This is a genomic window from Nocardia ninae NBRC 108245, assembly GCF_007990755.1.
GTDB classification, from domain to species: domain Bacteria; phylum Actinomycetota; class Actinomycetes; order Mycobacteriales; family Mycobacteriaceae; genus Nocardia; species Nocardia ninae.
The window spans coordinates 20,819-33,223 of the sequence record NZ_BJXA01000050.1; the positions used below are offsets into that span (position 1 = coordinate 20,819).

General features: G+C 67.6%; 11 protein-coding genes. 4 read left to right on the forward strand and 7 right to left on the reverse strand.

Annotated elements, in window-relative coordinates:
* Nucleotides 1-77: 77 nt before the first annotated feature.
* A complete protein-coding gene (locus NN4_RS29015; RefSeq protein ID WP_147138194.1) occupies nucleotides 78-1,595 on the reverse strand; it encodes an MFS transporter in 1,518 nt (505 codons plus the stop codon).
* Nucleotides 1,596-1,702: 107 nt separating this feature from the next.
* Between NN4_RS29015 and NN4_RS29020 the strand changes: the two genes are divergently transcribed.
* The gene (locus NN4_RS29020; protein WP_147138197.1) at nucleotides 1,703-2,746 is read left to right on the forward strand and encodes an Lrp/AsnC family transcriptional regulator; all 1,044 of its coding nucleotides are present in this window, start codon (nucleotides 1,703-1,705) and stop codon (nucleotides 2,744-2,746) included.
* Nucleotides 2,747-2,756: 10 nt separating this feature from the next.
* Here the strand turns inward: NN4_RS29020 and NN4_RS29025 are convergent, their stop codons facing one another.
* Together NN4_RS29025 and NN4_RS29030 are read right to left on the reverse strand one after the other, a co-directional pair.
* On the reverse strand, nucleotides 2,757-3,605 hold the full coding sequence (locus NN4_RS29025; protein ID WP_147138200.1) for an SDR family NAD(P)-dependent oxidoreductase: 849 nt from the start codon (nucleotides 3,603-3,605) through the stop codon (nucleotides 2,757-2,759).
* Nucleotides 3,602-5,194, reverse strand: a complete 1,593-nt coding sequence (locus NN4_RS29030; RefSeq protein ID WP_147138204.1) for a flavin-containing monooxygenase — start codon at nucleotides 5,192-5,194, stop codon at nucleotides 3,602-3,604. Before NN4_RS29030 ends, NN4_RS29025 begins: the two co-directional genes overlap by 4 nt.
* A 168-nt stretch (nucleotides 5,195-5,362) precedes the next feature.
* Between NN4_RS29030 and NN4_RS29035 the strand changes: the two genes are divergently transcribed.
* Nucleotides 5,363-6,058 (forward strand): TetR/AcrR family transcriptional regulator, encoded by a 696-nt coding sequence (locus tag NN4_RS29035; RefSeq protein ID WP_246181144.1) that lies wholly within the window; start codon nucleotides 5,363-5,365, stop codon nucleotides 6,056-6,058.
* A gap of 213 nt (nucleotides 6,059-6,271) precedes the next feature.
* Here the strand turns inward: NN4_RS29035 and thiD are convergent, their stop codons facing one another.
* Nucleotides 6,272-7,117: a bifunctional hydroxymethylpyrimidine kinase/phosphomethylpyrimidine kinase gene (gene thiD, locus NN4_RS29040; RefSeq protein ID WP_107659736.1), complete on the reverse strand. Its 846-nt coding sequence runs from the start codon at nucleotides 7,115-7,117 to the stop codon at nucleotides 6,272-6,274.
* A 91-nt stretch (nucleotides 7,118-7,208) separates the two neighbouring features.
* Between thiD and NN4_RS29045 the strand changes: the two genes are divergently transcribed.
* A complete protein-coding gene (locus tag NN4_RS29045; protein ID WP_147138207.1) occupies nucleotides 7,209-8,357 on the forward strand; it encodes a GTP-binding protein in 1,149 nt (382 codons plus the stop codon).
* 97 nt (nucleotides 8,358-8,454) lie between these two features.
* On the opposite strand, the gene NN4_RS29050 is transcribed toward NN4_RS29045, so the two are convergent.
* From NN4_RS29050 to NN4_RS29060, 3 genes are all read right to left on the reverse strand, one after another.
* A complete protein-coding gene (locus NN4_RS29050) occupies nucleotides 8,455-9,078 on the reverse strand; it encodes an NAD(P)-dependent oxidoreductase (protein WP_147138210.1) in 624 nt (207 codons plus the stop codon).
* 168 nt (nucleotides 9,079-9,246) lie between these two features.
* The gene (locus NN4_RS29055) at nucleotides 9,247-10,383 is read right to left on the reverse strand and encodes an epoxide hydrolase family protein (protein WP_147138213.1); all 1,137 of its coding nucleotides are present in this window, start codon (nucleotides 10,381-10,383) and stop codon (nucleotides 9,247-9,249) included.
* Between the two features lie 161 nt (nucleotides 10,384-10,544).
* On the reverse strand, nucleotides 10,545-11,636 hold the full coding sequence (locus tag NN4_RS29060; protein WP_147138216.1) for an epoxide hydrolase family protein: 1,092 nt from the start codon (nucleotides 11,634-11,636) through the stop codon (nucleotides 10,545-10,547).
* Nucleotides 11,637-11,720: 84 nt separating this feature from the next.
* Between NN4_RS29060 and NN4_RS29065 the strand changes: the two genes are divergently transcribed.
* Nucleotides 11,721-12,368, forward strand: a complete 648-nt coding sequence (locus tag NN4_RS29065; RefSeq protein WP_147138220.1) for a TetR/AcrR family transcriptional regulator — start codon at nucleotides 11,721-11,723, stop codon at nucleotides 12,366-12,368.
* Nucleotides 12,369-12,405: the final 37 nt, after the last annotated feature.

The window sequence follows — 12,405 nt, forward strand, 5'->3', positions numbered from 1 at the left end:
CGCCGCTGAGCGAGGCGCTCGGTCCTCGCTCAGCGACAGTTCCGTGACCCGGCCCGGAACAGCAGGCCGGGTGCCCGTCAGGCGGGCAGCTGTACCGCCTCTTCGGTCACTTCCCGCGCCGCCGCGCCGCGCCGCATCAGCAGCAACACGAGTGCGCCGCCGATCAAGCCGACGACACCACTGACCGCGAGCGTGCCCTGGACACCCGCCGCCGCGGCGGCCCGCACCGTCGCCGCCAGCGCGGACTGCGCCTCGCCAGGCACCTGCTGCACCAATACCGCGGCTTGGCCGCCGCCCACAGCGCGCGCCGAGGCCTGCGCGTCCGGCACCGCCCGCTCGGCGAGCACATCCGCCGCTCGGGCCGTGAAAACACTGCCCAGCGTGGCGATCCCGAGGGTGAAGCTCAGCTGCTGCGCGGTATTGACCGCGCCCGTTGCCATTCCGGCCCGCTGCCATGGAACCGCCGCCATCGCGGCCGAACTCAACGTCGCGGTGGCCAGTCCGACCCCGAGCCCGATGACCAGGAACCCGGGAACCAGTGCCGCCCAACCCGCCTCGCCGTGCACCAGCAGTGCGCCCGCCACGCCGCCGAGGCCGGTGGCGAAGAGACCACCCGCGATGATCCGGCCGCGGTGCTCGCCGTGCAGATACCGGCCGAAGCCGCCGGATACCAGAAAAGCCATGACGGACAACGGAAGTCCCACCGCGCCCGCCTGGATCGCGCTCAGTCCGAGCACCGACTGCAGCCAGATCTGGGTGTACATCAGCGCGCTGAAGGCGGCGAAGAACAGCGCACCCGCGGCGACGAGTACTCCTACGAACGAACGGTCACGCAGCAGCGCCAGGTCGAGCATCGGGTGGGCCGAAGCCCGTTCGACGAGCAGGAACACCACCAGCGAGACCGCCGCGGCCAGCAGCAACCACCAGGTCAGCGAATTCGACCAACCGTGCTCGTTGGCCCGGATCAGCGCGTAGGTAGCGGTCGCCGCGCTGACGGTGAACGCCGCCATGCCCGCGACGTCGATCCGGCCGCGCCGCGCCCGCTCCCCGTCGGCGAGTACCCACAGGCACAGCGCCACCGCCACCGCGCTGACCGGCAGGTTGACGAAGAAGATCCAGCGCCAGGACGCGAGATCGGTGAGGACGCCGCCGATGATCGGCCCGACGGCGCTGGACGCGCCCGCGACAGCGCCCCAGACCCCATACGCGGTGCCCCGGTCCCGTTCGGTGTACGAGTTGTTCAGCAGGGCGAAGGTGGTGCACGCCATGGTCGTCGCGCCGATCCCCTGCACCACCCTGGCGAGGATGAGCACGGTCGGGTTCGGTGCGAGGCCGCAGACCAGCGAGGACGCCGCGAACAGCAGCAATCCGGCCAGGTAGGTGCGGCGATGCCCGGCCAGGTCGGCGATCGAGCCCGCCCCGAGCATGAGCGCTGCCATGGCGAGGGCGTAGCCGTCGACGACCCATTGCAGTGAGCTGAACGACGCGTTCAAATCGTTCCGCATGTCGGGCAGTGCGACGTTCACGATGGTGACGTCGACCAACAGCATGAAGGTGCCCAGACACACCGTCAGCAGCGGCAGCCATTTGCGCAAAGCCGTTGTCCTCTCTCGAAATCGGGGAGTGTGGAGACGGCGTCGAGTATCCGGAGAATCGGGTCGAACGGACGCCACGATGCCGACTCGGCGTACATTTCCTCCCTATGAGCGCCGCTGAAATAGGCAAAAACTCCATCTTGGACGGCGTCGATACGCAGATCGTGCAGGCGCTACAGCTCGATCCCCGGGTCTCGTTCAACCGGGTCGCCGCCGAACTGGGCGTCGCCGAGCAGACCGTCGCCCGCCGATACCGGCGGCTACGCCGCGACGGCGTGGTCCGGGTGATCGGCGCGGTCGACTCCCGTGCGCTCGGCGAGAACGACTGGATCATCCGGGTGCACTGCCGTCCGGACGGCGCGCGGCAGGTCGGTGAGGCGCTGGCCCGCCGCGACGACGCGGCGTGGGTCGCCATCGCGGCGGCCGGCGCCGAGGTCAACTTCTCGCTGCACCCGCGCACCCAGCAGGATCGCGACGACCTGCTGGTGCAGCGACTACAGCGCACGGCGCCGGTGCACGACATCGCCGCGGCGATGATCCTGCACCGCTTCGTCGGACCGGGTGCGGTCGACTGGCGCGGCAGGCAGGCGAAGCGCATCGAGGGCGAGGACGCCACGGCCGCAACAGATTACACCGAGGCCGACCTACAGCTCCGGGACGAGGACGACGCACTGCTCGAGCTGCTGGCCCGCGACGGGCGCGCGAGCTACTCCGTGCTGGCACGTGCCACCGGCATGAGCATCGGCCGGGTGGCTCGCCGTATCGCGGCCCTACAGGCCGCAGGCATTCTCTACTTCGATCTCGACATCGCCCCTGCCGCACTGGGTTCCAGCCTCTCAGCCTTCCTCTGGCTGCGGGTGGCCCCGGCGCAACTGGCTGCGGTCGGCCGCGCCATCGCCGAGCACGACGAAACCGCCTATGCCGCGGCGGTTACCGGGCCGTTCAACATCTTCGCCGTGCTGACCGCGGACACCTCCGACGATCTGTATCACTATGTGACCACCAAGATGGCGACCCTCGACGGCGTGCACAGCTTCGAACTCACGCCGGTGCACGAACGACTCAAGCAGGCGGGCTCACGCACCAGCGCGGGCCTGCTGATTCCGCCGCCGCCGGTGCCACCTCGCTCCAGCACGGCCCGGCGTCGCTGATCGCTCTGTCCTACAAGGCGATACCGAACCGTGCCGCCGTCCGCCTGCCCGCCCGGTACAGCGGGACGCCGAGGTCTTCGTAGGCCGGGCCGAGCAGGCGGGGGATCAGGTCGATGGCGCGGGCATCGGCGCCGATCAGCACGCGGGCCTTGTTCTTGGTAACGCCGTGCAGGATGGTTTTCGCGGCGGAGTCCGGGCTGGTCAGGGTGAGCGCGTCGAAGCCGCGGCGGATCGTCTCCACGTCCACGTCGTCGGGGATGCCGCGGGCGCTCACCGCGATATTCGTCTTCACGCCGCCCGGATGCACGCAGGTGACACCGACCGGATGCCCGGCGATCCGCATCTCCTGCCGCAGCGCCTCGGTGAAACCGCGTACCGCGAATTTGGCTGCGTTGTAGGCGCTTTGGGTCGGCACGCCGACCAGCCCGAACACCGAGGACACATTGACGATGTGTCCGTCGCCGGAGCCGATGAGGTCGGGCAGGAAGGCCTTGGTGCCGTGCGCGACACCCCAGAAGTTGATGTTCATCAGCCAGTCGAAGTCGTCCCACGTCATGTCCTCGACATCGGCGCCGAGGGCCACGCCCGCGTTGTTGATGACCAGGTTCACTTGTCCGAATTCGCCGCGCACGGCCGCCGCGTGCGCGTACACCGCAGCCCGGTGCGCGACGTCGAGCTCGTAGGGAACCGCTGTCGCACCGAGCTTTTCGCAACGCCCCGCGGTGTCGGCCACTGATTCGGTGTTGATGTCCGACAGCGCCAGCCGAGCCCCGCGCCGGGCGAGTGCCAGTGCCAGCGCCCGGCCGATGCCGGAGCCCGCGCCGGTGATCACGGCGACTTTGTCTGTGAAGTTCTTCATTGAACGTCCTCGGGGTTGCGGGGCGGGCGGGTCGACCGACCGTTGCGGTGGGGCGTTGGAAAGGTTTGGATCGGAATGTCTTCCAGGACGACCGTGCGCCGCGTCGGGGAACTCGGTGCGGGACCGATGAACTCGTACTCCGCCGGGTCGAGCCGCCTGGTCTGCAGCCAGTACTGCCAGGTGAGCCCGGACCACAGCGTCCGATTGTTCCCGTGCTCGTCCAGATACCAGCTCTGGCAGCCGCCGGTGTTCCACACCGAACGCGAAAGCCCTTGCTGCAGCCGAGCATTGAATCGGTCCTGCGCCGCCCGCCGCGGCACCAACGCGACCGCGCCCTGCTCGCGTACCCGCCGAATCGCCTGCAGCACATAGTGGATCTGTGCCTCGATCATGAAGATCATCGAGTTGTGGCCTAGGCCGGTGTTCGGCCCGACCAGGAAGAAGGCGTTCGGCATGTCGGCGACCGTGATCCCGCGGTGCGCCTGCACGCCCTCCCGGTCCCAGCGCTCGGTCAGGTCCACCCCGCGCAGACCGACCATCGGCAGATTCTTATACGAATTCAGGACGTGAAAACCGGTGCCGTAGATGATCACATCGGCCTGGCGCTCGACACCGTCGGCGGTGACGATGCCGTCCTCGGTGAAATGGTCGATGCGTGCGGTGGCCAGCTCGGTCTTGGGATCGGCGAGCGCCGGATAGTAGGTGTCCGAGCCGAGCAGCCGCTTACAGCCCGCCCGATAGTCCGGCGTCACCTGGGCCCGCAGCACCGGATCTGCGATCTGACGCTCGATGTGGCGCCTGCCGACCTGCTCGAGCACCTTCAGCAGCGCGGGCCGCCAGTTCATCGCGTACCCGCCGGCCTCGGCGCCCCAATAGATTCCGTTGCGCAGCGCCAATCGCAGGCCGGGCACCCTGCCTAGCGCCCGCCGGAAACGTTCGGAGAACTCCACATCCGCGCGCGGCATCACCCACGGCGCGGTGCGCTGGAACACCGTCAACGCCGCCACCTCGCCGATGATCTCCGGCACGAATTGCACCGCGCTGGCGCCCGTTCCGATCACCGCGACCCGCTTGCCTGCCAGGTCGACCCCGTGATCCCACTGCGCGGAGTGGAACGCGGCACCGGTGAAGTCGGCGCTGCCGCGAAACTCCGGAATGCTCGGAATATGCAGGGCACCCACCGCGGACACGAGGAACTGCGCGACATATTCCTGACCGTCCGCGCTGAACGCGTGCCAGCGTCGCTCGGCTTCGTCCCAATACCCGTGGGCCATGTGCTGCCGGAAACGGATGTGCGGCCGCAGCCGGTATTTGTCGGCGACGTCCTTCAGATAGTCGAAGATCTCCTGCTGCCCAGAGAACAGCCGCCGCCAAGTCGTGCGTGGCTCAAAGGAATACGAATACAAATGGGTCGGCACATCGCAGGCACAGCCGGGATAGGTGTTGTCGCGCCAGGTGCCGCCGATCTCCGCGGCCTGCTCCACGATGAGGTAATCGTGGATACCCGCCTTGTCGAGGGCGATGCCCATGCCGAGGCCGGAAAAACCGCTGCCGACAATGAGGACTCGGGTGTGGATCGCGGACGTCATCGTCCCCACCGGCTCTCTGCGTTCGGAACCTGATACCACCGGTTCTGGGTAGTTTTCCGAGTGTGTCCCACGCCTCAGCCGATGTCAACGGCGCGACCCGGTCATCGGTACCGCTGGTAGCAGGTAGCATCCGGAATTGTGATGCGCAGCGGGCGAAAATTAGACGAGGTGCCACGCAAGCGCGTCGACGCACGCACGGAGCGCTGGCGGGAGCACCGGCTGAAGGTGCGCGAGGAGTTCGTCGACGCGGCGTTCCGCGCGCTGGACAAGTTCGGCCCGGAAGTCAGCATGGGCGATATCGCCAAGGAGGCCGGCGCGGCGAAACCCAAGCTGTACCGGCACTTCGAGGACAAGACCGACCTGTACAACGCCATCGTCGACCGGGTCCGCGACATGCTGTGGGAGCAGCTGATGTCGAGCGTGGATCTGACCAACGATTCGGCGCGCGAGCTGGTGCGCCGCGGCGCCGCGGAGTACGCGCTGGTGGTGTCGCAGCACCCCAACGTTTTCCGGTTCATGCTGCACAGTCATTTCGCGCAGCAGTCCGACGACTCCGAACGCGCGCTGCAATCGGCGCGGCAGTCCGCTAAACGGGCCGCTGATCTGTTCGCCGAATTGGTCGCCGACACCGCGGTCGAGGTGGACAGTGTCGAGCTCGTCATCTACTCGATTTTCGGCGCGGTCGGTTCGGCCACCGACTGGTGGCTCGGCGCGAACCGGTTGAAGACGCAGCCGATGCCGATCGAGAAGTTCGTTGCCTACCTTGCCGAGACCATCGCCGCGCTCACCGAGGCCAATGCTCGGCTCAACGGCATCGTCATCGACACTGATCTGCCACTGCACCTTGCCTTTTCCGGCGAATAGCGCCTTGCCTCGCCGACCGCGGCATCGCCGGGGCCGGCGCTGGAACTTTGGTCGCATCCACCCGAACGACGTTGTTCTGGTTCGACCGCTTCATCGAGGCCAACCGCGTTTGCGACACCTCTATTGTCTCAGCACCCACCGACAAGAACCGCCCCCTTAAGGGGCTGCTGGGGCGGTGGATCACCCCCCAATTTCCGGGGGTCGCCCCCGATGTCAGTCGTGGTGCAACCGCCATAGCGGCGACACCGGACCGTGCCCCGCGCCGAGGTCGTACGACGCGGCGAGGCACCGATAGGTCCACTCCTTGGCGAACTCCACCGCCTCGGGCACCGGATACCCGTTGGCCAGCGCGCACGCGATCGCCGCGGCCAGGGTGTCGCCGCCGCCGTGGTCGTTGCCGGTGCCGATCCGCGGCGCGGTGAACTCCAGGAACTGTGCGCCGTCGAAGAGCAGGTCGGTGCTGTACTCCGAGGCGCGCAGGTGCCCGCCCTTCACGATCGCCCACTGCGCACCCAGTTTGTGCAGTGCCTCGGCGGCCGAGCGGGCGGACGCGTCGTCGGTGACCTCGATGCCGGTGATCAGCCTGACCTCATCGAGGTTCGGCGTCACCACCGTCGCCAGCGGAATCAGCGTGTGCCGGACGGCGTCCAGGGCCTCCTCGTGCAGCAGCGGGTCGCCGTGCATGGAGGCGGCGACCGGATCGACCACCAGCGGGATCTGCCCGTCCCGGCCGATGCCCACCTCCCGGCAGACCGCCGCGACGGCCTCGATGATGGCGGTCGAGGCGAGCATGCCGGTCTTGGCCGCGCCGACCCCGATATCGGTGGCCACGGTGCGGACCTGGCCCGCCACGATGTGCGGCGGGATCTCGTGGAAGTCGCTGACCCCCACCGAGTTCTGCACCGTCACCGCCGCGACAGCCACGCAGGCGTGCACCCCGCACAGGGCCATGGTGCGCGAATCGGCCTGGATTCCGGCGCCGCCACCGGAGTCGGTTCCGGCAATGGTGAGCACCCGGACGGGGGTCTGCCCGTCGGGGGTCAATGGCAACAGCTTCACCAGACAAACCCTACGACCGTCGGGCCCAGTTGCCACGCGCAACCGGCGACCCGGCCTGCTGGCAGCAAATGAAAACCATTATCATTAAGCCATGACCACCTCACCTCCCGCCGACCTGCTCCCCGTCACCGTGCTGTCCGGCTTCCTCGGCGCGGGCAAGACGACACTGCTCAATCACATCCTCGCCAACCGGGAGGGCCGCCGGGTGGCGGTCATCGTCAACGACATGAGCGAGGTCAACATCGACGCCGCGCTGGTGGCCGGCCAGGGGCACCTCGATCGCACCGAGGAGAAGCTCGTCGAGCTGACCAACGGCTGCATCTGCTGCACGCTGCGCGAGGACCTGATCGAGGCGGTGGGCAGGCTCGCGCGGGAGGGGCGGTTCGACCAGCTGGTGATCGAGTCGACCGGCATCTCCGAGCCGATGCCGGTGGCCGCCACCTTCGACTGGGAGTTCGAGGACGGGTTCAAGCTCGGCGATATCGCGCGGCTGGACACCATGGTGACGGTCGTCGACGCGTCCACCTTCCTCGCCGAGGTGGCCCGCGGGCAGGCGCTGGCCGAGCGGAATCTACAGGCGGGCGAGGGCGATGCCCGCACCATCGCCGACTTGCTGGTGGATCAGGTGGAATTCGCCGATGTGCTGCTGGTGAACAAGACCGATCTGGTCGGCGCCGCGGCTGCGGGTGCGGTGGAAGCGACTGTGCGCAAACTCAATCCGCGCGCCCATGTGTTGCGCACGACCAACGGTGTGGTCGAGTTGAGCGAGGTGCTCGGCACCGGCCGGTACAACCCGGTCGTCGCGGCGGAGGCCGAGGGCTGGGACGAGGAGCTGGCGGGCGGGCACACGCCGGAGACCGAGGAGTACGGCATCCGCAGCCTCACCTACACCGCCGACCGGCCGTTCCATCCGCTGCGGCTGTCCGAGGCGCTCGGTGAACTGCGTGGGCTGTTGCGTAGCAAGGGTTTCTGCTGGATCGCCAGCCGCGCCACCTTGGCGGCCGTCTGGTCCCAGGCCGGGCCGAATCTCGTCTTCGAGCCCGCCGCGTGGTGGTCGGCGCTGGAAGTGCCTGCCGGACAGGAGATCGTCTTCATCGGGATCAAGCTCGATCGGGACAAGGTGCGGGCCCTGCTCGCCAATGCACTGCTCACCGATGCGGAGTTCGCCGCCGGGTCGGCCGAGTGGGCCGGCTACCCGGATCCGTTCCCGGCCTGGGGTGAACTGCACGAGCACGCTTAGGACGAGAGTTGTTGGCTCAACGTATTTTCGGGCAGTGGCGACCCACGCACCGGGGTTCGGAGCGTGGGCCGCGGCGCGTCGTGGCATGGCCGGCCACTCAATGCGAGATGCCCGGGGTCTGCCGCAGGTAGGTGGTGTCGGTCAGCTGCTCGAGCATGAAGTCGGCGATGTCGGCGCGGGAGATCTTCAGCGCGAGCCCGCGCTCGTCCGCGGGGAAGCCGCGCCGGAAGCCACGGGTGCGCGGCCCATCGGTGAAGGCGCTGGGCCGCACGATCGTCCAGTCCAGGTCGCTGGCGCGGACGTAGGCCTCCTGCTGCACGTGGTCGGCGTAGGCCTGGCGCAGCAGCATCCCGAACATCAGGTACTTCCACACGAAGTTCAGGTTCGCCCGGCTCTCGCCCACGCCCAAGGTGGTCTGCACGATCAACCGCTTCACCCCGGTCCGATTCATGGCCTCGAGTACCGCGCGGGTGCCCTCGGCCCGGATCACGCCCTTGCGGCCCGCGCCGAGCGAGACGAGCACCGCGTCCTGACCGGCGACCGCGCGCTCGACCGAATGCGTATCCAGCACATCACCTTCCACGATGTGCAGCCGCTCGTGCCGCTGTTCGATCCCTGCCGCGCTGCGGGTGAAGGCGGTCACCTCGTGACCCTCCTCGATGGCTTGCGCGACGACCAGGCGACCGACCGTGCTGGTGGCTCCGAAGACCGCGATTTTCATGGTGTTTCTCTCCTTGGTGAAAGCCGTTGAGCTGGTGGTGAACTAAGTACAACAGCGCAGAGCGAGACGAACCATGGCCGTGAGTCTCGATGGCATAAGAGACAGTCTCGAACGGTTGACGCATGCGACGGCCCGCACCCGGTGGGGGTGCGGGCCGTGCGGCGGCACTCAGCCGATCTCGGCGAAGAACTGCCGGATATCGCCGACGAGGAGCTCCGGCGCCTCGTGCGCGGCGAAGTGGCCTGCGGCATCGTTCGGACCGCCGATCACCGAGCCGGAGTCGTAGGAGTTCCAGCTGACGATGTTGCTGTGGTCGCGCTCGGCGAAGCGGCGGATCGACTGGAAATCACCTTTGAACATGGCGACCGCGGTCGGGGTCGTGGTCGGCCCGGTGGGACGGTCGGTGCTGTGCGCCTCTTCGTAGTAGAACCGGACCGACGACGACGCGGTGCCGGTGAGCCAGTAGAGGGCGACATTGCCGATGACGAACTCGGGGTCCAGGCTCTCGCCGAAAAGCTGTGCGTTCCAACCCAACAGCCCGATCGGCGAATCGGAGAGCGCGTAGGCCAGCGTCTGCGGCTGCTGGCTGCACAGGATATTGAAGGCCATCTTGTTGTCCTGGAACCACTTCAGGTGCTCCAGTGCCGCCAGGTCTTCCGCCGAGAGATCGACGAACTCGGCCGGGTCGCCGGACGGGAACGAAAACAGCTGCGTCACATGGACGCCCACCACCCGGCCCGGCACCAGGCGACCGATCTCCGGTGAGACCATCGAGCCGCCGTCATTGCCGATCGCGCCGAAACGCTGGTAGCCGAGTCGGTCCATCAGCTCGATCCAGGCCTTTGCCACGCGCCGCATGGTCCAGCCGGTGCTGTGGGTGGGGCCGGAGAAACCCATGCCCGGCAACGCCGGAATCACCACGTGAAAGGCGGGGTCGTCGGCGGATTCCGGCGCGGTCAACGACTCGATGATGTCGAGGAACTCGAGCACGGAGCCGGGCCAGCCGTGGGTGAGGACGACCGGCAGCGCGTCCGCGCGGGCGGACCGGATGTGCAGGAAGTAGATGTTCTCGCCGTCGATCTCGGTGGTGAACTGCGGGTAGGAGTTCAGCTTCGCCTCCAGCGCCCGCCAGTCGAAACTCTCCAGCCAGTACTGCGCGAGGGCGCGCACCCGATCGCCGGGCACGCCGTAGGAGTCGCCGACACCCGGCAGTTCACTCGGCCAGATGGCGCGGCGCAGCCGGTCCGCCAGATCGTCGAGCTTGCTCTGCGGGACGTCGATCTGGAAAGGCTTGATGGTGCTCATGGCGTTCTCCTCATGAAACGGAATGTTTCGTTCTGTTTCAACTCTAACAGAACGGATCATTCCGTTTCAATACCTGGCGACAAGTTTTTGTTTGCCCAGTTGGATGGCTTGGGGACGCAAACAGCCCACACCCGGCCGGGTGTGGGCTGTGGATGCGACGCTCAGCGGTACTGCGCGAAGAACTCGGTGATCTCGGTGGACATCAGCTCGGGCGCGACGTGGTGCAGGTAGTGCGTGTACACATCGTGGGTCCGCCACGCGACGATGTTGCTGTGGTCGCGCTCGGCGAAGCGGCGGATGCCGTGGAAGTCGCCGTTGGATCCCGACAGTGCCAGCGGGACCGACGTCGGTCCGGTCGGCTGGTCTGCCTTGGACTTCTCGAAGTAGTGCCGAATCGCGGAACCCGCTGTGCCGGTGAGCCAGTGGATCGCGATGTTGGTCAGCACGAAGTCGTCGTCGAGGTCGGGTCCGAGCAGTTGGCTGTTCCAGCCGACGAGTCCGGCCGGCGAATCCATCAGTGCGTGCGCCAAGGTCTGCGGTTGCTGCGACTGCAGGATGTTGAACCCCATCTTGTTCTTGACGAACCAGTCCAGCGTCGCCAAGGACTGCGCCTCGTCCTCGGTGAGGTCGGCCATTTCGGCCGGATCGCCGGTCGGGAACGAGTAGACCTGGGAAACCTGCACGGCGACAACGTGTTCCGGATCGACGCGGCCGAGTTCGGGGGAGATCTGCGCGCCGCCGTCGTTGCCGACCGCGCCGTACTTGTCGTACCCGAGCCGCCGCATCAACTCGGCCCAGGCCTTCGCGATCCTGGTGTCGTTCCAGCCGGCTTCCGTTGTCGGACCGGAGAATCCGTACCCCGGCACCGAGGGGATCACCAGGTCGTGCCCGGCCGCGGTCAACGGCTCGATGACATCGAGGAATTCGACGAACGTCCCCGGCCAGCCGTGGGTCAGGATCAGCGGCAGCGCCTCGGCACTGTCCTGCTGGGACCGCACATGCAGGAAGTGGATGTTCTGGCCGTCGATCTCGGTGGTGAACTGCGGGTACGCGTTCAGCGTCTCCTCGACCTTGCGCCAATCGAACCCGTCGCGCCAGTAGTCCACCAGGTGGCGGACCCGATCGACGCTCACCCCGTAGGTGTCGCCGGAGCCGGGGATCTGGTCGGCCCAGCGGGTGCGGGCCAGCCGGGCCTGCAGCTCGTCCAGCTCGGCCTGGTCGATGGCGATGCGGAAGGGGGTGATGGTGGTCATCTGAACTCCTTTTGAAACGGAATGCTTCGTTCTGTTTAAACCGTAACAGAACGGATCATTCCGTTCAAGTGCTATGCTGAAATCATGCCGAAGTCATCAGATGCTCCAGCTCAGAAGGCCCTACCCGGCCGCAAAGCGCAGGCGGCTCGCAACGACGGGCTCATCCTGGACGCCGCGCGGTCGGTGTTTCTGGCCGACGCCAATGCCCCGATCGCCGCCGTCGCCGAGCGGGCCGGGGTGGGGATCAGCGCGCTGTATCGGCGCTACCCGAGCAAAGAAGTCCTGTTGCGCACGCTCTGTCACGAGGGCCTGCGCCGCTACAACGTGGAAGCCGATGCGGCACTGGCCGATACGGACGGCTGGCGGGCGCTGGTCGAATTCCTGGAGCGGGTCGTCGACGCCGACGTGCACTCGCTGACGGTGCACCTGGCCGGCACCTTCACGCCGGACGAGTCGTTCCTGCCCGACGTGATGCACTCCGCCGAGGCGAACAACGAGATCGTGCGACGCGCGCAGGCCACCGGCAAACTGCGACCCGGCGTCACCGCCGAGGATCTCGGACTGATCCTGGAATCGTGTGCCGCCATCGCCATGCCCGATCCGGACCGCACCGCGCAGCTGCGCCGCCGGGTGCTCGCCATGCTGGTGGCGGGCCTGTCCGTGGACGGTGATCTGCCCGGCCCCCCGCCCAAGGCCGGCGAGTTCGCGTGGCGGTGGGAGCGGCGTCCCTGACCGCGACCGCGATTCTCGGGCGCTGACAGTTCGAGTA

Bases quoted from the DNA above. Each gene is read 5' to 3' on its own strand.
- NN4_RS29020 (WP_147138197.1), top strand. From the start codon at position 1,703: ATGAGCGCCGCTGAAATAGGCAAAAACTCCATCTTGGACGGCGTCGAT.
- NN4_RS29025 (WP_147138200.1), bottom strand. From the start codon at position 3,605: ATGAAGAACTTCACAGACAAAGTCGCCGTGATCACCGGCGCGGGCTCC.
- NN4_RS29030 (WP_147138204.1), bottom strand. From the start codon at position 5,194: ATGACGTCCGCGATCCACACCCGAGTCCTCATTGTCGGCAGCGGTTTT.
- NN4_RS29045 (WP_147138207.1), top strand. From the start codon at position 7,209: ATGACCACCTCACCTCCCGCCGACCTGCTCCCCGTCACCGTGCTGTCC.
- NN4_RS29050 (WP_147138210.1), bottom strand. From the start codon at position 9,078: ATGAAAATCGCGGTCTTCGGAGCCACCAGCACGGTCGGTCGCCTGGTC.
- NN4_RS29055 (WP_147138213.1), bottom strand. From the start codon at position 10,383: ATGAGCACCATCAAGCCTTTCCAGATCGACGTCCCGCAGAGCAAGCTC.
- NN4_RS29060 (WP_147138216.1), bottom strand. From the start codon at position 11,636: ATGACCACCATCACCCCCTTCCGCATCGCCATCGACCAGGCCGAGCTG.
- NN4_RS29065 (WP_147138220.1), top strand. From the start codon at position 11,721: ATGCCGAAGTCATCAGATGCTCCAGCTCAGAAGGCCCTACCCGGCCGC.